The organism is Bradyrhizobium sp. OK095, assembly GCF_900109945.1.
GTDB lineage: Bacteria > Pseudomonadota > Alphaproteobacteria > Rhizobiales > Xanthobacteraceae > Bradyrhizobium.
This window is the reverse complement of sequence record NZ_FOBX01000001.1, coordinates 437,481-459,536: the sequence shown is the minus strand read 5'-3', so window position 1 is coordinate 459,536 and position 22,056 is coordinate 437,481. Positions and strand designations below refer to the sequence as shown.

The window sequence follows — 22,056 nt, the reverse complement described above, 5'->3', positions numbered from 1 at the left end:
CGACGGCACGCCAACGACGCAAGATATTCGGCGTCGCGCCGCCTGTCTGGCACGAGGCCATCAGCGTCCACCGAATAGAATAAGGGTAGCAGCCCGCCATCTAAATGTATACAGTGGTATCCAAAGTATACAACGGTATGCAAAGGCTCGCGCAATGCCCCAGAGCAAACTCAAGGCGACTTTCATGCGCGGCGGCACATCGAAAGCCGTCGTGTTCAGCAGACAGGACCTGCCGGCGGATCCCGCACAATGGGATCCGATCTTCCTGTCCGTGATGGGCTCGCCCGATCCCAATGGACGCCAGCTGGACGGAATGGGCGGCGGGCTGTCGTCGCTTTCCAAAGTCTGCGTCGTCGGCGCGCCGACCCGGCCGGATGCCGACATCGACTATACCTTCGCGCAGATCTCGGTGAAGAGCGCCGCGGTCGATTACAGCGCAAATTGCGGCAACATGTCTTCGGCGATGGGGCCGTTCGCGGTCAACGAAGGGCTGGTGATAGCGCCCGCGAACGGCGAAGCCGTCGTGCGCATTCACAACACCAATACCGGCAAGATCATCATCGCCCGCTTCCCGATGAATGACGGGGAGGTCGAGACCGAGGGCGACATGAAGATCGACGGCGTCGGCGGCGAGGGAGCGCCCGTTCGGCTTGAATTCATCGATCCCGGCGGCACCCGAACCGGACGCCTGCTGCCGACTGGACTGCCTTGCGATCATTTCGATATCCCCGGCCTCGGCTCCATTGAGGCCTCGCTCATCGATGCCGCCAACCCTTGCGTCTTTGTTGCAGCCGCCTCGTTGGGCAAGGATGGCAGCGAGATGCCGGAGGCGCTCGAGAGCGATCCGGTCTTTCTCGAACGGATGGAGGCGATCCGTTGCGCGGCCTCCGTGGCAATGGGCCTTGCACCTGATATCGCCGAGGCCGCGAAGATTCCAAGTGTGCCCAAGGTCGCAATGATCGTGTCGCCGCGCCGGATGACGACGTTGTCGGGCAGGCAGCTCGAGCCTTCGGACATGAGCTTGGGTATCCGGATGATTTCGATCGGCCAGCCGCACCGGGCGGTCCCGATCACCGGTGCCACCTGTCTCGCCATCGCGGTGCGCATCGCGGGCACACTGCCGAACCGGATGGCCAGCGCCGGCGATGGCCCTATCACCATCGCCCACCCCTCCGGCACGACCGTGGTCGATGCAGCCGTCGAACACGCTGACGATCCTGCAAAGGCGCGGGCCATTCATGGCGCGGTCTACCGCACCAGCAGGCGGCTGTTCGAAGGAAACGTCTTTTACAGAGCCGCCCAAACTCAAGCGCTCGCAAAGCGCAGAGCGTAACGATCCCGGAGCCGTTGACGATGACTTATCTGACTGCAAGCGATACCAACACACGCGCCCCCGGCCTTCGGTTTCGTGACCTTCTTGCTCGTCCCGGCATTCTGGAAATGCCCGGCGCTCACAATGGAATGGCGGCGCTCCAGGCCAGGCAGGCGGGTTTCGCTGCGCTGTATCTGTCGGGCGCGGCGATGACGGCGTCGATGGGGATTCCGGATCTCGGGATCATCACCGTGGATGAAGTCGCGTTCTTCATCCGTCAGCTCAAGCGCGCAGCCGATCTTCCGATCCTGGCGGACGGCGACACCGGCTATGGCGAAGTGCTCAACGTGATGCACATGGTGCGCGCCTTCGAAGATGCGGGCGCGGCCGCGGTGCAGCTGGAAGATCAATTGCTCCCCAAAAAATGTGGGCATCTGAACGACAAGAAACTGGCGGATCCGCGCGATTTCGCCACGAAGATTGCCGCGGCCGCCAAGGCCCGGCACCACCTCTACATCGTGGCGCGCACGGACGCTGCGGCGGAAGAAGGCATCGAAGGCGCCGTCGCCCGCGCGCGGCTGTATATCGAGGCCGGAGCCGACGCCATTTTCCCCGAGGCGCTGATCAACTCCGAGATGTTCAAGGAATTTTCGCGGCGCATGCCCGGCGTCCCATTGCTGGCCAATATGACGGAGTTCGGCCGAACGCCGTTCTTCACCGCCGGCGAGTTCGAGGCGATGGGCTACAAGATGGTGATCTGGCCGGTTTCGTCGCTGCGGGTTGCCGCACGCGCGCAGGAAACGCTTTACGCCGCTCTGAAGCGTGACCGCAGCACGCATGGCATGCTCGACCAGATGCAGACGCGCGCGGAGCTTTACCAGACGATCGGCTACTCCGACTATGAGGCGCTTGACCAGAGTATCGTCCGCACGATCGTCCCCGAAGGGAGTCCCCAGAATTCACCGGCCCGATAGCCGACGAAAATCGGAGGACCGATGCAAGCTAGCGTTCGCCTCACGCTATCTTTAAGCGTGCGATATCGCGGAGGATTGTAAATGTTTGCCCAAGGTGGGCGCCAACTGTAGCGGGAGGCGGACTAGCCACACCAACCCGACCAATCCAGTTCTGACTCTGCAGCAAGCGGTACCCGGTGTCGACGAGCACGACAGATTGTCCGTTTTGCCCGCCCTAGTATCCTATTCTGCGACAAATATGCATTCGACATTTGTCATCGGATCAGCTCGCTGTATCGAATGGGGTGAAGATACAGAAGCAAAACAGGACCTTGGAATGGTGGGCGCACCAGGGCTCGAACCTGGGACCCGCTGATTAAGAGTCAGCTGCTCTACCAACTGAGCTATGCGCCCGAAAGGCGGTCAATGCCTTGCGAGGCCGGTCGTTTAGCAAAGCGATCCGGGGATGGCAAGCGATGCGATGAAGGTTTTTCCACCATCCCCAAAAAGCGAAAAGCCGCTGGATTCCAGCGGCTTCGCCAAGGTTAATCTCGGGGCTATTTCCCGCAAAATCCCTGATCGCTCAGAGCCGGCCCTCGCGATCCCGGTCCGGGCCGCCATCGCGGTCGAAACGTTCGCCATGGAAGCGGTCCATGCCGCGCTCCATCATGCGGTCCATGCCGCGTTCCATGAAGTGCCGGGGCGGGCCGTCCTCGCCGCCGCCGAACGGGCCGCGGTGGCGGGTCAGCGCGGCAAGGCGCCGCTTCTGGCCCTCGTCCAGGGTCTTGTAGAGCGGATCGGCGGCATCGGCGATCTTCTTCAGGGCCGCGGAAGTGGCCCCCATGTCGTCGGCGCGCTCGCGCAGGCGGGCGACCGGATCCTCCGGCTTGTCCGCGTTCTTGCCGGCGTCGCCGGGGCCGGCATTCATCCGCGCATTGGCGCGGTCGATGCGCAGCTTGGCGAAGTCGCGCACGGCGGCCTCGACCGGCGGCCACAGCTTCTCCTGGTCGGCATTGAGCTTGAGCCCGGCATGGACGGCGGCGATCCGCGCATCGACGAACGCGGCACGATCTTCCGGGTTCATGCGGATGTGGTGGAAGTGCTCCATCCACGGGCGATGATATTGGGCATAGACCGCGCCCGAGCCGGCGATGCTGAGCACGGCGATGGCGGCGATAGTGAACTTCCTCATAAGTGCCTCCTCTGGAAGGATGGCGTGAAGATGAGCGCCAAGCGGCTTACACGCAACTTACAACTTGGACAGGAAGCCGTTCTTACAGAGATGTAACTGCCGTGAATGCCTGTTCAGATGCACACTGAAACGATTTGCAACACAAAGGGCTTCCGTGCCGGCACAGAAGCCCTTTGTTCATGCATTATTTTTCCATGCGCGACGTGAGTTCGTTCGCCGTGCTCTTAGTTCGTCGTGCCCTTAGTTAGTCGTGCCCTTGGCTTCCTTCTGGAACTCGTCGATCAGCGGCTGGCCGACGCGGCTTGCGGCGTCCTTGTAGACCGGCTCCATCGCCTTGCGCATCGCCTCGTCCTGCTCGGCCGTGAGCTTGATGATCTCGCTCTTGCCGCCCTTCTTGATCTCGGCGAGCGCGTCGTCGTTTTCCTTCTGCGACTGCGCGTTGTTGAAATCGGTCGCTTCCTTCATCGCCTTCGACAGCTGGTCGCGGATGTCGGCCGGCAGATCGTCCCAGAACTTCTTGTTCACGATCACGACGTAGCCGATGTAGCCGTGATTGGTCTCGGTGATGTACTTCTGCACCTCGTGCATCTTCTGCGTATAGATGTTCGACCAGGTGTTCTCCTGCCCGTCGACCACGCCGGTCTGCAGCGCCTGGTAGACTTCCGAGAACGCCATCACCTGCGGCAGCGAGCCGAGCGATTTGAACTGGGCCTGGAGCACGCGCGAGGACTGGATGCGGAATTTTACGCCCTGATAGTCGGCCGGCGTGATGAGCTTCTTGTTGGCGCTCATCTGCTTGAAGCCGTTGTCCCAATAAGCGAGACCGGTGATGCCCTTGGAGTCCAGCAGCTTGAGCAGCCGGATCCCGAGCGGTCCTTCCGTAACTTTCCGCAACGTCTTCAGGTCGGGAAGGATGTAGGGCAGATCGAACACCTCGAATTCGCGGATGCCGAGCGGGCCGAATTTCGAGTTGGACGGCGCCAGCATCTGCACGCTGCCGAGCTGGAGCGCCTCGAGCTCTTCCTTGTCCTTGTAGAGCGTCGAGTTCGGATAGACCTCGATCTTGACCTTGCCGCCGGTGTACTTCTCGGCGAGTTCCTTGAACTTCTCGGATGCCTTGCCCTTCGGCGTGTCGGTGGCGACGACGTGGCTGAACTTGATGATAACAGGCGACTGGGCCGAGGCCGGCATGGTCAAGCCAAAGTTCAGACCAAGTCCCAGTACCGCGACGGACGCCGCGATCGCGAAGGTGCGCATAATCTCTCCCTGTTGTTATTTGGGCCACCCGGCGCGCGGGCGGCCGATCCTTACGCCGGGAGCATCAATAGCTGCTCGCGCGTTAAGCCGCTATTGGCCGTTAGCAGGGCAGCTATTCATCATGAACGCCGCTACGCCGCCTCTCCCGCTTGCGGGAGAGGCGAAGTCAACGTCAGCTCGCCGCCGCCGTCGTCACCGTGTCGCGCTGGCGCTTCATGACGATCTTGTTGAGTGCGCCGAGATAGGCTTTTGCGGACGCCACCAGCGTGTCCGGATCCGCCGCGCGCGCCGTCATCGCACGTCCCTCATGCGACAGCCGCACCGAGACTTCCGCCTGCGCGTCGGTACCCTCGGTCACCGCGTGGACCTGGTACAGCTCGAGCTTGGCCTCGTGCGGCACCAGCCGCTTGATGCAATTGAAGACAGCATCGACAGGTCCGTTGCCCTCGGCCTCCTCGATCTTGATCTGGCCGTCGACGTCGAGCTTCATGGTCGCGCGCTGCGGGCCATGGGTGCCGGCGATCACGGTCAGCGAGGTCAGCTTGATGCGATCGTGGGAAGCAGCCATCTCCTCGTCGACCAGCGCCTCGATGTCCTCGTCGTAGATGTCCTTCTTGCGGTCGGCGAGCGCCTTCATCCGCGTGAACGCATCTTCCAGCTGGTTCGGACCGAGCTTGTAGCCCATCTCCTCCAGCCTGTGGATGAAGGCGTGGCGGCCGGAATGCTTGCCGAGCACCAGCGACGACTGCTTCACGCCGACCATTTCGGGCCGCATGATCTCGTAGGTCGAGGCGTCCTTCAGCACGCCGTCCTGATGGATGCCGCTTTCATGCGCGAACGCGTTTCGCCCGACGATGGCCTTGTTGTACTGCACCGGGAACGAGGTCGCGGCCGACACCACTTTCGAGGCGCGGGTGAGCTGCGTGGTGTCGATCTTGTTCCACCACGGAAACTTGTCGTTGCGCACATTGATCGCCATCACGACTTCTTCCAGCGCCGCATTGCCGGCCCGCTCGCCGATGCCGTTGACGGTGCATTCGATCTGCCGCGCGCCGCCGGCGATACCGGCGAGCGAGTTCGCGACCGCCATGCCGAGGTCGTTATGGCAGTGCACGGAGAACACCGCCTTGTCCGAGTTCGGCACGCGCTCGATCAGCGTGCGCATGAAATGGGTGTATTCCTCGGGCGTGGTGTAACCGACGGTGTCGGGGATGTTCACCGTGGTGGCGCCGGCCTTGATGACGGCTTCCACGATGCGGCACAAATAATCCATCTCGCTGCGGGTGGCGTCCTCGGCTGACCATTCGACGTCGTCGATCTGGTTGCGCGCGCGCGCGACCATGGCGACCGAGGTCTCGAGCACCTGCTCCGGCGTCTTGTTCAGCTTCACCCGCATATGCAGCGGAGAGGTCGCGATCACGGTGTGGACGCGGCCGCGTTTTGCAAATTTCACCGCCTCGGCACAGCGGTCGATGTCGGCAGGATGAGCGCGCGCGAGGCCAGCGATGACGGCGTTCTTGGAGCGGCGCGCGATCTCGCTGACCGCCTGGAAGTCGCCTTCGGAGGTGATGGGAAAGCCGGCTTCGATGACGTCGACGCCCATATCATCCAGCATCTCCGCAACTTCGAGCTTCTCCTCAAAGGTCATGGTGGCGCCGGGGCACTGCTCGCCGTCGCGCAGCGTGGTGTCGAAAATGATGACGCGGTCCTTGTCGGACTTGTTCGCGGTGGTCATGGCAAATTTCCTTTTGAGCTTTTGCGCCGTCAGAGGTCTGGGCGCTTGAGGTGTCCGGTGATCTCGACCAACCCCTGAGCGCCCAGGCGCATGCGCCCAGCCGGCCCTCAGGGGCAGCTAAGAAGGAGTCCGCCAAGAAGGAGGGTGGGCAGCGCGGCCGGGATCGTGGCGGCGGCCAAAGCCACCTCCCCAAAAATCCCATCGATTTGGCCGCGAATCAGCATTGCCAGACCCTGTTGAGCCCTCAAATCCTCGGTCAAAACCGTTGACGGTTGGTTGCCGGGAGGCTCGATAAGCCTGCTTCTAGACGAGAAACGGGCGCAACTGCAACGCCAAAAGATGGTCAGGTAGACTGACCTGGTTGGAGCTTCCGCGTCATGTGCCGGATTGCGCTTGTCACTGGGCGCGCATTCGCACGCCCCGTTGGCTCCATCCGGGCGACGAGCCAGTGGCGGCTACCCCATGCGGCGGGCGCGGGCCCTGCCCTCCCAGCGGTCGAGCATCTGGCCAAGTTCACCATTGGCCGGAGTTGGCGGCACCATCTGATTGACGGCCGTGACTTCGTTGGTGTTGGCCGGCTGGCTCGCCCGGAGCCAATCGGGCTCAACGTAATCGCGCCAACGGCGTGTTTGCTCCCGCCGCTTCCTGGAGATGTAGTCGCGCGTAAAATAGCCGGCCGCAAAAGCGATCCCGAGCAATATGATCAGTACGACGACGCCTTGCACGATACACTCCGGCCTTTAGTCCCCGCAACGTGTTCTGCCAGCATCGCGGGCGAGGTCAAGGCTTGACAGGCCCTAAAACCTGTCCCGGTTAACCGCGCGCGGGCGAGACGAATTGTCGCCCCTGCGCCTCGCAGAGCCGCAATGCGGCGATGTTGCGGCGTTCTCGCGGCATCGCACAGAGGGTGCGAACCTGCCCCTCGCAACCCGACGCGGACCGGACTAACCTCAGGTTGCTCAGCCGGATCAACCGGCTAGCCGAACATGACCGGGAGGACGCGAATGACACGCCAACAGCAGCGTGAACAGGATGCTGCGCTTTCACGACGAACACTCGTCCGGGGGCTTGCGCTCGGCGCCGCCGCCACGATGGCGGGCCCCGCACTGGCCCAGACCGGACCTGCCGCACCGCCGACGACGATCACTACTCCGCCGCGCGATTTCGGCCCCCATGGCGCACCGACCACTTATTTCTGGGACCCCGACATCCTCGCGGTCGATCCGTCCTTCAACGATCTTGCGCAGCCCAACACCGCGATCAAGCGCCTGCACACCGGTCTGTTGTGGGCCGAAGGCCCGGCGTGGAGTGCGCAAGGCCGCTATCTGCTCTGGAGCGACATCCCCAACAACCGACAGATGCGCTGGAGCGAGGACGACGGCCGCGTCAGCGTGTTCCGCTCGCCCTCCAACAATTCCAATGGCAATTCTTTCGACTTCCAGGGCCGCCAGCTTTCCTGCGAGCATCTGACTCGCCGGGTGACGCGCTACGAGCACGACGGCACCGCCACGGTGCTCGCGGATTCCTATCAGGGCAAGCGGCTGAATTCGCCGAACGATGTCGTCGCGCATCCCGACGGCAGCTACTGGTTCACCGACCCGCCCTATGGCGGCCAACTCTACGAGGGCGAGCCCGACGCCGCGGGCGGCCCGAGCAATGCGGGCGGCAAGCTCAATCCGCGGATCGGGCAACCGGCCGGCTTCGTGCCGGGCAAGCGCGAGCTGCCGACCAATTGCTATCGCATCGACCCCTCAGGCCGCATCGACCTCGTCGTCACCGAGGACCAGGTGCCTGATCCCAACGGACTGTGCTTCTCGCCCGATTTCAAGAAGCTCTATGTCGTCTCGACCGGCAAGGGACCGGGCGACACCGGCCCCGGTGGCAAGGGCGAGATCTTCGTGTTCGACGTCGGCACGGACAACAAGCTCACCAACCCAAAGCGCTTCGCGGACTGCACGATCGACGGCGTGAAATGCGGACCGGACGGCGTGCGCTGCGACGTCAACGGCAATGTCTGGGCCTCCAGCAATGCCGGCCGCGCGGTCGGCTATAACGGCGTGACGACATGGTCGCCGGACGGCAAGCTGCTCGGCCGCATTCGCCTACCCGAAGTCTGCGGCAACATCTGCTTCGGCGGACCGAAGCGCAACCGCCTGTTCATGGCGGCGAGCCAGTCGCTCTATGCGGTCTTCACTGCGACGCAAGGCGCGGGGCCGGGCTGAGCGGCACGAGCTCTTAATTGCAACACGGCGCCGGCGTGCCTCGCCGGCGCCGTTTTGTATTGGCCGCCTTGTCGATGCCGGAGCAACAGAGGTGACTTCCGCACAAAGCGCGTGATAATTTGAACCATGGCAGACAAAATTCGCGTCGTTGTTCTCTATGGTGGCAGGTCCGGTGAGCATGAGGTCTCGCTGAAATCGGCGGCCTCCGTGCTCCATCACCTCGACCGCACCCGCTTCGAAGTGATCCCGGTCTCGATCGACAAGGAGGGCCGGTGGCAATGGAACGATCTTCACACGCTCGATCAGGCGAACGCGGCATCCTTGCCGATCCTGCCCGATGCGCCGGAGATGCGGCTCGCCAGAGGACCTGACGGGCGCGGCGCTCTCATGCCGATCACGCCGGGAGCCCCGATCGAGATCGACGTCGTCTTTCCGGTCATGCACGGCCCCCTTTGCGAGGACGGCGCCGTGCAGGGCCTGCTGGAGCTGGCTGATGTCGCCTATGTCGGCTCAGGCGTTCTCGCCTCCGCCGTCAGCATGGACAAGGATGTCGCCAAGCGGCTCGCTGAATTCGCCGGCATTCCGATCGCGCCCTATCGCGTGCTCAATCGCAAGGCCTTCGTGCAGGACCGGTCCGCATCGCTTGCGAAGGCGGTCGAGGGCCTGAGCCTGCCGGTGTTCGTCAAGCCGTGCAACATGGGCTCCAGCGTCGGCATCCACAAGGTGAAGAATTGGGATGCGCTTGGAGCTGCGCTCGACGATGCGTTTCGCTATGACGTCAAGGTGCTGGTCGAACAGGGCATCGACGCGCGCGAAATCGAGGTCGCGGTGCTCGAGGGCGAGACGCTGTTCGCGAGCGTCGCCAGCGAGCTGAACCCCAACGCCCAACACGAGTTCTATTCCTACGAAGCAAAATATCTCGATCCCGACGGCGCCCGGGTCGACCTGCCGGCCAGGCTCGACGCGCCACAGATGGAGCGCGTGCGGTCGCTGGCGACGCAGGTGTTCGCGGCGCTCGAATGCAGCGGCTTCGCGCGCGTCGACTTTTTCCTCGACCGCCAAACCGGAAAATTCTGCTTCAACGAGATCAACACCCTGCCCGGCTTCACCTCGATCAGCATGTATCCGAAGATGATGGAAGCCTCGGGCGTGCCCTACGCAGAACTGCTGACGCGCCTGGTCGATCAGGCGCTGGACCGGTACCGGCAACGGCAATCCCTGGAACGGGGTTACACGAGCTAGGCGGTCTCGCGGCTGCTCGGTGTGCGCCCTCAACGCACGCGCATGCCCATCGCCAAAATCTGCATGCCTGCGCGCTGAAACGAGCGCAACAGCTTGTCTGCCCGCAATTTGCGCAGCGCTAGACTTTAGTTCGTCTCTCACAATCCTGAACGCGGTTTCACTTGCCGGGAGAGCCCTCGCCGTTATAGTTGCGACATAATGGCTCACAAGAGGCCTGTTCGAAGGGAGAGAACAACATGAATAATGCACCCTCTGTTGCATTGCGAATGGCGTTTGCTGCAGCCGCGGCGGGCGCGGTGATGGCAGCCTCAAGCGCGGCACTTGCGGCTGATCCCATCAGGATCGGCGTAATCGCGGAAGCGCAGGCGATTGCCGGCGCCTCGATTCCACAGGCGGCGCAACTTGCTGCCGACGAGATCAACGCCAATGGCGGCGTCGACGGCCGCAAGATCGAGATCATCGGCTACGATAATCACTCCTCCTCGGCGGATTCAGTGCGTGCATTCCAGCGCGCGGTCAACGAGGACAAGGTCAACGTGGTCATCGCCAGCTATATCAGCGAAGTGGTGCTGGCGCTGGAGCCCTGGGCCTCGCGGCTGAAAACGCCGTTCGTCACGCCTGGTGCTGCCTCCAACGAGATCAGCAAGAGCGTCCATTCCGATTACGAGAAGAACAAATACACCTTCCACGGCTATCTGACCTCGGCGGCGCTCGCGCTCTCGGTCTGCGACGGCGCCAAGGATTTGCTGGTCGACAAGCTGCACATGAAGACCGCGGTCATCATGAGCGAGGACGCCGCCTGGACCAAGCCGCTCGATATCGGCTACGAGGAATGCCTGTCCAGGATCGGGCTGAAGGTGCTCGATCATATCCGCTTCTCGCCCGATACCACCGACTTCACACCGATCTTCAACAAGATCGAGGGCGCAAAACCCGACGTGATCATCACCGGCATCTCCCATGTCGGCGTGCAGCCGACGGTGCAGTGGAAGAACCAGCAGGTGCCGATCCCGATGTTCGGCATCTCCTCGCAGGCGACCAACGAGACCTTCGGCAAGGACACCAACCAGGCCGCCGAAGGCGTGCTCTATCAGGGCGTCTCCGGCCCCGGCGTCGCGGTGACGCCGAAATCGGTGCCGTTCGCGGAAAACTTCAAGAAGAAGTTCGGCAATTATCCGTCCTATGCCGGCTACACCGCCTATGACGAGGTCTATTACATTGCCGATGCGGTGAAGCGCGCGGGCTCGACCGACGCCGACAAGCTGGTCACTGCGCTGGAGGCGACTGACTGGGAAGGCACGATCGGCCGTGTCCAGTTCTACGGCAAGGACGATCCGTTCACCCACTCGATCAAATACGGCAAGGGCCTGATCACCGGGCTGATGCTGCAATGGCAGGACGGCAAGCAGAGCGCGGTCTGGCCCAAGGATGTCGCCAAGGTCGACATCAAGTTCCCGAGCTTCATCAAGCTCAGCAACTAGCAGGACATGCTCCCGGGACCGCCTCCCGGGAGCTTCCGCATGCGGCGCCCCGCAATACGTTCCTCCAGCAAGATTGTCTGGCCAATCATCAATGCGAGCTTTCCAGATTCTGATCGATGGCTTTGCCATCAGCGCTCTCTACGCTCTCGGTGCCACCGGCTTCACCCTGATCTTCGGCGTCTCCGGCGTGCTCAACCTCTCCCACGGTGCCATCATGGTGGCGGCAGCAGTGGCGGCCTGGGCCGCCGCCAGCATCTTCAACGTCGGTACCTATGCCGGCGCGCTGATCGGAGTCGCGGTCGCTCTGGTCGCGGCGTTTGCCACCTATTTCGCGGTGGTGAAGCCCATTCAGGACTCCCGGCGCATCCCGAATGAGGAAAAGGAAATCTTCGTCCTCACCGGCACGCTCTTGTGGGGCATCATGATCCAGGAAGTGATCGCGTATTTCTTCACCAACAACGCCAAGACGGTGCTGCCGATCGTCGAGGGCGTGGTCGAGATCCTCGGCGTCCGCACACCGAAGAACGAGATCTTCACCGCGATCGTGTGCTGCCTCGTCATCGCGCTGCTGTGGTTGCTGGTGAACCGCACCCGCACCGGCAAGGCCGTGCTGGCGGCCTCGATGAACCCGCGCGGCGTCACCCTGCTCGGGCTCGAGCTCACCAACATCTACGTCGTGGTGTGGGCGATCTACGGCATCCTCGCCGGCATTGCCGGCGTGCTGCTCGGGATGTTTCTGGGCGTCAGTTCCTACAGCGTCGGACCACTGACCGCGAGCGCGTTCTCGATCGTCGTGCTCGGCGGGCTCGGCAGCGTCTCAGGCTCGCTGATCGCGGCCTTCGTGGTCGGCTATCTCGAAACACTGACGGCCTATCTTGTTTCGCCGGCCTACCGCACCATTCCGGCGCTGCTGCTGCTCGTGTTCGTGATGTACATCCGGCCCCAGGGCCTTCTGGGGAGGCGCTGAGATGTCCAGCTTTTTCACCTCGCGCCTGTTCTTCATCTCGCTCGCGCTCGTCGTGATCGCGGCGACATTGCCGCTCTATGTCTCCGGCTATGTGCTGGGCCTGCTCACCGTCGCCTTCTATTTCGGTGTGTTCGCGATGTCTTGGGACTTGCTGTTCGGATTCGCGGGGGAAGTGAACTTTGGGCCGACCTTCCTGATCGGCGTCGGTGCCTACACCGCCGGCATCCTCAACGCGCAATTTGGCTGGTCGGTTTATCCTTGCATCGTGCTGGGCGCGCTCGCCTCCGTCATCGCCGGCCTCGTGCTGGCGCTGCCGGCGCTACGGGTCCGCGGCCCCTATTTCGGCCTGACCACGCTGGTCGCGGTCTTGATGCTGCAGAACTTCATCGTCGTGTTCGCCGATCTTACCGGCGGCGAGATCGGCCTGACCATCCCTGATGTCATCACCATCAATGCCGGCGCCAATTACTGGATCGCGCTCGGCTTCATGACGATCTCGGCGGCGATCCTCTACGGCCTGTCGCAATCGCCGATTGGCCTTGTGCTGCAAGCCAGCGGCCAGGATCCGGTGCAGGCCGGCGCGCTCGGCTTCAACATCGTCAAGCACAAGCTCGCCGCCTTCATCGTCAGCGCGTTCTTCTCTGGGCTGTCAGGGGCGCTGCTGGTGTTCTACTTCGGCACCGCCTCGGTCGGCACCGTCGTCGACGTCGCGGTCGGCGTCAACGTCATCGTCTCGGCCGTGCTCGGCGGCCGGCGCACGGTGCTTGGCGCGGCGCTGGGCGCGATCTTCCTGATCGTCGCCGGCGAATTTTTGCGGCCGACCGGCGAGCTCGCGACCTTCATCGTCTCGGCCGTCGCCCTCCTCGTCGTGCTGTTCTTCCCCGGCGGCTTCCTCGGGGCAGCCCTCTCGCGTGAGGCACGCTCGTGATGGATATGAGAACGTCAAACAGAGCGGTGCTCGAAGTCCGCGGCCTGACCAAACGCTTCGGCGGATTGACGGCGGTGAAGAACCTCGGCTTCGAGGTCAATGGTGGCGAGATCTTCGGGCTGATCGGGCCGAACGGCTCGGGCAAGTCGACCGCGATGAAGAGCGTGATGGGCATCGAGCGCCCGACATCAGGCGAGGTGATCTTCGAGGGCGAGAACGTTGCAGGTCTGCCCGCGCACAAGATCGCGCGAAAAGGCTTTGGCATGGTGTTCCAACACTCGCGGCCGCTGAACCGGCAGACCGTGCTGGAGAACATCCTGGTCGCGCTGCTGCCGGACAGTCTGTTCATGCTGTTCCCCGACAAGGCGCTGGTTGAGCGCGCCAAATGGATCGCCGACCGCGTCGGCCTCGGCAATGTCATGAACCGCCGGCCGCCGACGCTGCCGTTCGCCGATCTGCGAAGGCTGGAGCTTGCGAAAGCGATCGCGCGCGATCCAAAAGTCGTGCTGGTGGACGAGCCCTTCGCCGGACTGACGCGCGCCGAGGTCGACGTCTTCTCCGACCTGATCCGGAGCTTTCGCGACGACGGCCGCGCGGTGATGCTGGTTGACCACAACGTCAAGAGCGTCGCCGCGCTGGTCGACCGCGTGCTCGCGATGTATCTCGGCGAGGAGATCGTCACCGGCAACGCCGAGGACGTCATGAAGAACGAGACCGTGCGCCGGGTCTATCTCGGCGGCGCCATCGAAACCCATGCGCGGCCCGAGACCAGCTTCAAGGACAAGGTGCCGCTGCTCCAGGTCGAGAATGTCAGCGTGTTCTACGGCAAGGCGCAGGCGCTGGAGAACGTCTCGATCCACGTCCACGAGGGCGAGTTCGTCTCGATCGTCGGCCTCAACGGCGCCGGCAAGACCACGCTGTTCAACACCATCTCCGGCTTCCTGCCCTATAGCGGCGAGATCGTGCGCGGCGGCGACAGGCTGCGCGGCACCAGCCCGGCAAAGATCGCCAGCAGCGGTCTCGTGCAATGCCCGGAATCGCGCGAGCTGTTCGGCGAGATGAGCGTGCGGGAAAACCTCGATCTCGGCGGGCAACATTTGGCCGACGACAAGCGCGCCGCGCAGCTCGCCTGGCTGTTCGAGCTGTTTCCGATCCTTAGGGAGCGCCAGGGCCAGATGGCGCAGACATTGTCTGGCGGCGAACAGCAGATGCTCGCGATCGGACGGGCGCTGATGATGCAGCCGCAGATCCTGATCCTGGACGAGCCGACGCTCGGCCTCGCCCCCGTCATCCTCGAGCAATTGTCCAAGGCGCTGACGAAGCTGCGGCAGACGACGTCTATCACGGTACTGCTCGGCGAGCAGAACGTCACCTTCGCGCTGCCGCATGCCGACCGCGTCTATGTGCTGGAGCACGCAAGGATCGTCTGGGAAGGCGATCCCGGCCGCTTCGCGAGCGAGGCCGGCGCCGATTTTCTCTAGTTCGCGTACCAACAACAAAACAAGCAAAGGGAAACGACCATGATACGATCGACGCTTCTCAGCAGCAGCCTCCTCACCTCCGCGATGGCACTGTGCCTTGCCGCGCCGGCCTACGCGCAGTCGGGCGATCCGATCAAGATCGGAATCATCGCCGAGGTGCAGTCGATCGCAGGAGCCGCGACGCCGGGCGGCGCGCAGATCGCCGCCGACGAGATCAACGCCAAGGGCGGCATCCTCGGCCGCAAGGTCGAGATCGTCACCTATGACAACAAGAGCTCCTCGGCCGATTCGGTGCGAGCCTTCCAGCGCGCGGTGAGCGAGGACAAGGTCTCCGCCGTGATCGCAAGCTACATCTCCGAGGTCGTGCTGGCGCTGGAGCCGTGGGCGGCGCGGCTGAAAATGCCGCTGATTACGCCTGGTGCGGCCTCGAACGAGATCACCAAGGCGATCCACAACGACTATGAGAAGAACAAGTATACCTTCCACGGCTATCTGACCTCGGCAGCGCAAGCGCAGCTCGTCTGCGACGCGGCCAAGGATCTCCTCGTCGACAAGCTCAAGTTCAAGACCGTCGCGATCATGAGCGAGGACGCAGCCTGGACCAAGCCGCTCGATATCGGCTACGAGGCCTGCCTGCCCAAGGCCGGCCTGAAGGTCGTCGAGCATGTCCGTTTCTCGCCTGACACCACCGACTTCACCCCGATCTTCAACAACATCGAGGGCAAGAAGCCGGATGTGATCGTGACAGGCATCTCGCATGTCGGCGTGCAGCCGACGGTGCAGTGGAAGAACCAGCAGGTGCCGATCCCGATGTTCGGCATCAGCGCGCAGGCGCTGAGCCCGACCTTCTGGAAAGACACCAATGGCGCCGCCGACGGCGTGCCGTCGCTGGCCGTGGCGACACCCGACGTCGCCGTGACCTCGAAGACAAAACCGTTCGCGGCCGCCTTCAAGGCCAAGTTCGGCATGCCGCCGGCCTACACCGGCTACACCGCCTATGACGAGGTTTACTTCATCACCGACGCCATCAAGCGCGCCGGCTCAACCGATCCCGACAAGATGGTCGCTGAACTCGAGAAGACCGACTACGAGGGCACGATCGGCAAAATCCAGTTCTACGGCAAGGACGACGAGTTCACCCACGGCATCAAGTCCGGCCCCGGCGCGGTGTCCGGCCTCGTCTTCCAGTGGCAGGACTCCAAGCAGGTCGTGGTCTGGCCCGAGAAGATCGCCGAAGGCAAGCTGAAGTTTCCGAGCTTCGTGAAGCTGTCGCAGTAACCGGTTCGCACCGGAGCAAGGCCCATCGTCCGCTTGCGGGCGGTGGGCTTTTTCTTTGCCTCTCGCAGATGCGTTCTGTGCGGCCACCGGCCTCGTATCGACCTTGTGCGATGTTGACTTTCCGCACTCCCCTCCCAATACTTCGCGCAAAAATAACCGGAACAATCACCAGACGGTTTTGAGGGAGGATAGGATGCCGACTTCACGCAGGCAGCTGCTGAAGAGTTCGGCGGCTGCCGCCGCTGCACTCAGCCTCGATTGGACACGCGCCCAGGCGCAAGCCGAGAATTTGCGCATCGGCCTGATCTATGATCTCACCGGACCATTCGCTGCCGGCGGCTCGGTCGCCTCCTCGGTCGGCGCGCAGATCGCCATCGATCTCGTCAACGAGAAGGGCGGCATCGGCGGCAAGACCAAGATCGTGCCTGTTGCGGCGGACTCCCAGAGCAAGGCCGACGTCGCGATCAACGAGGCCGAGCGGCTGATCAGCCAGGAAAAGATCGACATCATCAACGGCGTCTATTCCAGCGCGCACGCGGTGCCGATGGCGGCGAAGGTCGAGCAGCAGAAGAAGATCCTCTGGATCACGACCGCGGTCTCGACCGCCGTGTTCAAGGACAAGAACCTGCAATATGTGTTTCGCGCGCAGATCCACTCCGACCAATACGGCCAGGCCTTCGCCGGCTTCATCGCCGAGCACGCAAAGACAAAACTCGGCATGGAGCCGGGCGAGGTCAAGGTCGCGCTGATCCACGAGGACGGTCCCTATGGCGTCGGCGTTGCGGCGGCCGACGAGGCCTATGCCAAGCAGGCCGGCATTCAGGTGGTGATGCGCGAGGGCTATTCGGCTTCCGCGCCCGACCTTTCGGTGCTCGTGACCAAGCTCAAGCGCGCCAAGGTCGATGTGATTTCGCATGCCGGCTACAACCCCGACATCACCCTGTTCCTGCGCCAGGCGCGCGAGAGCGGATTGCGCTTCAAGATGCTGTTCGGGGCAGGCGCCGGCTACAGCCAGCTCGACAAGCTGCGCGCGACTTTCGGTCCCGACATCGACAATTTCTGCAACATCGATCCGGTGCCGGCGCAATTGCTCGATCCGGCAAAGCTCGCACCGGGTGTCGGCGATCTGACCAACGCCATGGTCACGCGCTACAAGGCCAAGACCGGCGCGACCGACGTACCTCCACACTGCTCGATGGGTTTCAACCAGACCTGGGTGCTGCTCAACAACGTGCTGCCGGTCGCCAAGGAGAAGTACGGCAGCTTCGAGCCCGAGGCCATTCGCAAGGCCGCGCTCGACGTCGACATCCCCGCCGGCGGCACCATCCAGGGCTACGGCGTCAAATTCTTCCCGCCGGGCACGCCGATGTCAGGCCAGAACGAGCGCTCGACACCGGTGGTGATGCAGAACGCTGGCGAGCACATCTCTGTGGTGTGGCCGACCAACATCCGGACGCAAGACCCGGTGTTCCCGCTGCCGAAGGGATCCACCTACGGGACGTAGTGCAAGCCACGAGCAGCGCGGCCCTCCCTCGCCCCATTCTTACGGGGCCGCGACGAGCTTCGCTCGCGCTGAGAGGGCTGGGTGAGGGGCCGTTGCAGCGGACGGTGCTTGCACCTACCGGTAAGCCTTTTCACGCTGTAGTTGGATTTTTCGCCCTGCAGCAGCGCGCGCAGGTTGTGAGACGAAGTCTTATTGAAACAAAAGCCTTTTAGACTGTGTGATGTAGATAATTCACCCTGCTTCGTTTTCGTACGTATAAGCAGATCAGCCATCCGGATTTTGGTTGGCGTAACCGGCAAGCCGGCTCGCATTTCGAAGCCGTCCAGCGGGTATCAGACATTTCCAGACCGTGAATTCCAGCGATGGGGGTGACAATGCCCGCCATATTCGAATTGCTCTACAAGGAATTTTGCCGCGCGCGTCTTGCTGAAATGCGCAAGCAGCTTCTGCTCACGGGCAAGCATCCGGAACTCTTGCAGGCAGATGAAGACCCCGCCGATCCGGATGACTCCGGCAGCATGGGCACGCAGTACGAGCCGGGATTGAAGCGCGTCAAGAAATAGGTCGTCAGTGAGCTCGGCGTCTTACAACACGACCCGCCGCCCCTCCTCCGCCGCCCAATAGCCGGCATAGTTCACCTTGATCGTCTCATACGCCAGCGCGAGGTCCGACAGCGGCTGCCGTTCCGTCGCGACGCATTCCATGAAATCCTGGATCTCCTGCAAATAGCCCCGCGTCCATTCCTCCTCGAGGCAGACATATTGCCAGCCGGTTTTGCGGTCGACCTTTTCGGTGATGTAGACGCTGGCGAGCTTTTCCTCGGAGGTCTGGTAGCTCATCAGATGATTGTTCGGCGTGATGTTGGCGAACAGCGAGCCGCCGCTGGTGTAGGTCTCGACCAGATTGCGCACGCCGCCCATGATCATGTCGCCGGAGAACACGGTCGCCTTGGTGCCGTCCGAGAAGGTGGCGGTGAGCGTGCCCCAATCCTCGACGTCGACCGGATTGGCCTTGATGTAGGTGCGCTCCTCCGGCTTCAGGCCAGCCGTGACGTTGCCGACATCGCCGGTGACGCTAGCGACGCGGATGGTCTCGCCGCGCGCCTTGGCCTCGACCTGTTTGAGATAAAGCACCGCCGAGAGCGGATGGCAGCCCATGCGGATCAGCGAGCCGCCGCCGGTCATCGCCCATTGCGCGGCATGGGCGGCGTGCGAGCCGGAATGGCTCTCCTCGCCCTTCATGAACAGGATTTTGTCCTTCGTCGCCTTGATGATCTCCGCGGTCTTGGTCACCGCGGGGGCGTAGATCCAGTCCTCGGCATACATGAAGAGTTTGCCGGTGCGCTCGATCGCGGCACGGGTCGCATCCATCTCCTCCAGCACGCGCTCATACATCAGCGCCTTCGGCACATGTTTGCCGATCGGCTGCGCGTCGCCCTCGCGGCCGAAATAGCCGGCGAACGGCTTTTCGCAGATCACGTGCTTGCCGGCCTGCATGGCGGCGATGATCATCTCGGCGTGAAGATTGGGCGGCGTGCAGATGTCGACGACATCGAGCTCGCGGTCCGCGATCAGTTCGGCAAAGCTGCGATAGACGCACGGGATTTTGTGATGGTTGGCGAATTCGACGACATGGTCACCGCGCGCGGCCACCGCCGCGACCTCGACGTCCACGCCATAGACGCGCCGGAACGCGTACATGTGCAGCTCCGACACGAAGCCGCAGCCGACGAGTCCCACCCTGATTTTGGCCATAGCGCCCCCTTGCTGTGGGCGGCACTATAGCGCGCTATCAGGCCTATTCCACCGAGACGCGCACCACGCCGGCGCTCATCATGCCGAGCGCACGTGCCGCCGGCACCGAGAGATCGACGATCCGCCCACGAATGAACGGGCCGCGATCATTGACACGGCACTGGATGGTGCGCCCGCTATAGGACACCCTGAGCACGCTGCCGAACGGCCGCGTGCGGTGAGCGCAGGTCAACTCGCCTTTGCCGGCGTTTCCATATCCGTAATACGAGGCAAGCCCGCTCTCGGCGTTTGCAGCGGAGATGAAGGCAAGAGATGAAGTCGTAAGACAAAGCAGTAGTGTTGTCTGCGCTCGCACGGCACCGCTCCCGGTTTGGCCCTGCCCCGCGCCGCAAACGTCGCTTTGTTCCCCTGAGTTCCAGGAACTGCCGGGCGATGCCCGGCAACGCCATCACACTTTGTTACTGTTTGTGAAACACCAACGCACGGATCTCGATGCTTTCGCGCGGCGCGGCATCCGCCGGCGTGGTCGGATCGACGAAGGCCGTGTGCGGCCCGAAGCGGGTGCGGCCGTCGGTTGCGGAATCATAGCATTTGAGCAGCAGCGCCTCGTCCGGCGTCATCTCGGGGAAATAGAACCAGCGGTGGTTCGGATTGTATTTCACCGAATAGGTCTCGCCGCGGCGATTGGGATAGATCAGGTCGGAGGCAACGAGATCGTCAGGCGCGACCGTGCTGCCGTCCGCCATCGCCAGCGGTGAATCGCGCAGCGGCCCACGGATCGGCCGCCAGAGATTGATTACCTGCACGCGTCCCTTCAAAAGCTCATCAGCCTCGTCGGCGAGATGCTCGCGCACGCGGTTGGCGCCGGAGACGTCGGTCTGGTCGACATGGACGCGCGTCGCGGGCTGACGCGGGCCGCCGTCGCGAATGTCAGCGGCGCCTTCAACGCGCCGACGCACCGTATGGTCGAAGATGACGACGCGATCGGCCTTCAGCGTCGCGCGAAGAAAGGCTTCGACGGCCGGGTAGTAGACCGCCTTGATCTCCGCCTCGTCGTAAAAATCCTTCACCTGGTTCGGATGGCGCACCAGCGCAAAGCCCTCGCGATCGAGCGAGATGTTTTGCGCGATCAGGCGCGCATCGAAGATCGGCACCCGATGCGGCTCCGCCAACGACGTGCTCTTGGGCTCGCCGGGCGGCGGATCGAACGCGTAGGTGCGCGGTTTGCCGGAAACGGGTGCGAGGTAGTTGAGTTCGGCGGTGACGAAGGGAAGCGATTCGATTTTTGTTTCTTGCAGGCCCATGGCCGGTCTCCCGATGTGGTCGTCTGAATGATTTTTGCGGGGATGCGGCGCGGCGCAAGGGAGGCCGTGCAAATAGCAATGGGAGTGTTGTGGAAAGCGAGGAATGCAGAAGGAACGTTTCGGGGATAGCAGCGATGCGGGACACTCGTCCTCATCTCACGGGCTCTTGATAAGTTACTGAGATCTCGTGCCCCGGACGCAGCGCAGCGCTTCTTCAGCGGTGCGCTGCAGAGCCGGGGCCCATCTAACCAAGAGCATTGTGTGCGGCATGGGTCCCGGCTCTGCGGAGCAGCGTTGCACGCTGCGCCGCGTCCGGGACACGAGACCATCATTCCGCCGCCTCGCCGCGAACGGACTGACGCTTGGCAATCAGCTCACGCGTCAGCGGGATCAGCTCGCGGCCGTAGTCGATGGCATCGGGCAGCGGATCGAAGCCGCGGATCAGGAAGTGGCTGACGCCGAGGTCGTAATAGTCGGCGAAGACCTCGGCGACCTGCTCGGGCGTTCCGACCAGCGCGGTGGTGTTGCTGTTGGCGCCGGTGAGCTTCGCGATCTCGGTCCACAGCCGCTTGTCGATGCGCGCGCCTTGGTCGGCCGCTGCCAGCAGCCGCTTGGCGCCCTCGGTTGCGTGATTGGGCCGGCGATAGCCGGTCTGGTCCTGCAGCGCAGTGGCCCGCTCCAGAATCGTCTCGGCCTTCTGCCAGGCCTTCTCCTCGGTGTCGGCGAGGATCGGCCGCACCGACAGGCTGAAACGGGGCGCCGGCCTTCCATGCTTCGCCGCCGCCACACGCACCCGCGCGGTGACGTCGCGCACCTGTGCGTAGGATTCGCCCCACAGCGCAAAGGTGTCGGCATGCTTGCCCGAGACCTCGATCGCGGCATCGGAGCCACCACCAACGAAGGTGTAGATGCCGCCCGCTTGCTGCGGCTTCACCTGCGAAAAACCGTTCTCGACGTTGTAATACTTGCCGCTGTAGTTGAACGGCTTCTCGCTGGTCCATTCCAGCCGCACCACATCGAGGAATTCGCTGGTCCGGGCGTAACGCTCGTCCTTGTCGTCGAGCGTGTTGCCGTCCTGGCGCAGCTCGATCGCGTTGCCGCCGGTGATCACGTGCAGCGAGACGCGGCCTTCATAAAGCTGGTCGAGCGTGGCGAGCTGGCGCGCCAGCAGCGTCGGCGCCGTGAAACCCGGCCGCTGCGCGATCATCACCTTGAGCTTCCTGGTGATGGTCAGCACGTGCTGGGCGATCTGGAGCGCATCCGGCGTGGTCGAATGGAACGCCAGCAGCGCGCGGTCGAAACCGGCGAGCTCATGCGCCTTCGCGACCGTCTCGATATAGGCGGGATCGAGCACCGGCCCCTGGCGCACGATGGTCTCGGAAGCATTGCTGTTAGCGATAAAGCCGATGAACTCGACCGACATCCGGGAACTCCATGTGATGATTG

General features: G+C 63.1%; 19 protein-coding genes and 1 tRNA gene. 11 read left to right on the top strand and 9 right to left on the bottom strand.

Annotation, left to right across the window (positions count from 1 at the left end; genetic code table 11):
- The first annotated feature begins 154 nt into the window (after window positions 1–154).
- Together BMW89_RS02165 and prpB are read left to right on the top strand one after the other, a co-directional pair.
- Complete coding sequence (locus BMW89_RS02165) at window positions 155–1,333, top strand: 2-methylaconitate cis-trans isomerase PrpF family protein (protein ID WP_092022222.1); 1,179 nt, start codon at window positions 155–157, stop codon at window positions 1,331–1,333.
- Window positions 1,334–1,353: 20 nt separating this feature from the next.
- The gene (prpB, locus tag BMW89_RS02160) at window positions 1,354–2,286 is read left to right on the top strand and encodes a methylisocitrate lyase (protein WP_092022220.1); all 933 of its coding nucleotides are present in this window, start codon (window positions 1,354–1,356) and stop codon (window positions 2,284–2,286) included.
- A gap of 317 nt (window positions 2,287–2,603) precedes the next feature.
- On the opposite strand, the gene BMW89_RS02155 is transcribed toward prpB, so the two are convergent.
- The 5 genes from BMW89_RS02155 to BMW89_RS02135 form a co-directional block, all read right to left on the bottom strand.
- Window positions 2,604–2,679 (bottom strand) — tRNA-Lys (locus tag BMW89_RS02155).
- Window positions 2,680–2,848: 169 nt separating this feature from the next.
- Window positions 2,849–3,457: a Spy/CpxP family protein refolding chaperone gene (locus tag BMW89_RS02150; protein WP_092022218.1), complete on the bottom strand. Its 609-nt coding sequence runs from the start codon at window positions 3,455–3,457 to the stop codon at window positions 2,849–2,851.
- Between the two features lie 240 nt (window positions 3,458–3,697).
- Window positions 3,698–4,714, bottom strand: coding sequence for a TRAP transporter substrate-binding protein (locus tag BMW89_RS02145; protein ID WP_092022216.1), 1,017 nt, complete (start codon window positions 4,712–4,714; stop codon window positions 3,698–3,700).
- A gap of 172 nt (window positions 4,715–4,886) precedes the next feature.
- A complete protein-coding gene (locus BMW89_RS02140; RefSeq protein WP_092022214.1) occupies window positions 4,887–6,449 on the bottom strand; it encodes a 2-isopropylmalate synthase in 1,563 nt (520 codons plus the stop codon).
- A 455-nt stretch (window positions 6,450–6,904) separates the two neighbouring features.
- Entirely contained in the window at window positions 6,905–7,174 is a 270-nt protein-coding gene (locus tag BMW89_RS02135) for a hypothetical protein (protein WP_092022212.1), read from the bottom strand.
- Between the two features lie 279 nt (window positions 7,175–7,453).
- On the opposite strand from BMW89_RS02135, the gene BMW89_RS02130 reads away from it, so the two are divergent.
- The 9 genes from BMW89_RS02130 (at window position 7,454) to BMW89_RS02090 (ending at window position 18,115) form a co-directional block, all read left to right on the top strand.
- Window positions 7,454–8,671, top strand: a complete 1,218-nt coding sequence (locus tag BMW89_RS02130; RefSeq protein ID WP_092022210.1) for an SMP-30/gluconolactonase/LRE family protein — start codon at window positions 7,454–7,456, stop codon at window positions 8,669–8,671.
- 126 nt (window positions 8,672–8,797) lie between these two features.
- Window positions 8,798–9,913, top strand: a complete 1,116-nt coding sequence (locus tag BMW89_RS02125) for a D-alanine--D-alanine ligase family protein (RefSeq protein ID WP_092022208.1) — start codon at window positions 8,798–8,800, stop codon at window positions 9,911–9,913.
- Window positions 9,914–10,149: 236 nt separating this feature from the next.
- Window positions 10,150–11,394, top strand: coding sequence for an ABC transporter substrate-binding protein (locus BMW89_RS02120; protein ID WP_092022206.1), 1,245 nt, complete (start codon window positions 10,150–10,152; stop codon window positions 11,392–11,394).
- A 91-nt stretch (window positions 11,395–11,485) separates the two neighbouring features.
- The gene (locus BMW89_RS02115; RefSeq protein WP_092022204.1) at window positions 11,486–12,361 is read left to right on the top strand and encodes a branched-chain amino acid ABC transporter permease; all 876 of its coding nucleotides are present in this window, start codon (window positions 11,486–11,488) and stop codon (window positions 12,359–12,361) included.
- A gap of 1 nt (window position 12,362) precedes the next feature.
- Window positions 12,363–13,289, top strand: coding sequence for a branched-chain amino acid ABC transporter permease (locus BMW89_RS02110; RefSeq protein ID WP_092022202.1), 927 nt, complete (start codon window positions 12,363–12,365; stop codon window positions 13,287–13,289).
- Complete coding sequence (locus tag BMW89_RS02105) at window positions 13,289–14,770, top strand: ATP-binding cassette domain-containing protein (protein WP_177195831.1); 1,482 nt, start codon at window positions 13,289–13,291, stop codon at window positions 14,768–14,770. The genes BMW89_RS02110 and BMW89_RS02105 overlap by 1 nt, the downstream gene beginning before the upstream one ends.
- A gap of 39 nt (window positions 14,771–14,809) precedes the next feature.
- A complete protein-coding gene (locus tag BMW89_RS02100) occupies window positions 14,810–16,048 on the top strand; it encodes an ABC transporter substrate-binding protein (RefSeq protein WP_092022198.1) in 1,239 nt (412 codons plus the stop codon).
- A gap of 193 nt (window positions 16,049–16,241) precedes the next feature.
- Window positions 16,242–17,552 (top strand): ABC transporter substrate-binding protein, encoded by a 1,311-nt coding sequence (locus tag BMW89_RS02095; RefSeq protein ID WP_092022196.1) that lies wholly within the window; start codon window positions 16,242–16,244, stop codon window positions 17,550–17,552.
- Between the two features lie 374 nt (window positions 17,553–17,926).
- Window positions 17,927–18,115 (top strand): hypothetical protein, encoded by a 189-nt coding sequence (locus tag BMW89_RS02090; RefSeq protein ID WP_092022194.1) that lies wholly within the window; start codon window positions 17,927–17,929, stop codon window positions 18,113–18,115.
- A 21-nt stretch (window positions 18,116–18,136) separates the two neighbouring features.
- On the opposite strand, the gene BMW89_RS02085 is transcribed toward BMW89_RS02090, so the two are convergent.
- From BMW89_RS02085 to BMW89_RS02070, 4 genes are all read right to left on the bottom strand, one after another.
- The gene (locus BMW89_RS02085) at window positions 18,137–19,306 is read right to left on the bottom strand and encodes a Gfo/Idh/MocA family protein (RefSeq protein ID WP_092022192.1); all 1,170 of its coding nucleotides are present in this window, start codon (window positions 19,304–19,306) and stop codon (window positions 18,137–18,139) included.
- 43 nt (window positions 19,307–19,349) lie between these two features.
- Window positions 19,350–19,661: a septal ring lytic transglycosylase RlpA family protein gene (locus tag BMW89_RS02080; RefSeq protein ID WP_092022189.1), complete on the bottom strand. Its 312-nt coding sequence runs from the start codon at window positions 19,659–19,661 to the stop codon at window positions 19,350–19,352.
- Between the two features lie 103 nt (window positions 19,662–19,764).
- Entirely contained in the window at window positions 19,765–20,610 is an 846-nt protein-coding gene (locus BMW89_RS02075; RefSeq protein ID WP_092022187.1) for a CmcJ/NvfI family oxidoreductase, read from the bottom strand.
- A gap of 328 nt (window positions 20,611–20,938) precedes the next feature.
- Complete coding sequence (locus BMW89_RS02070) at window positions 20,939–22,033, bottom strand: LLM class flavin-dependent oxidoreductase (RefSeq protein ID WP_092022185.1); 1,095 nt, start codon at window positions 22,031–22,033, stop codon at window positions 20,939–20,941.
- Between the last annotated feature and the right edge of the window lie 23 nt (window positions 22,034–22,056).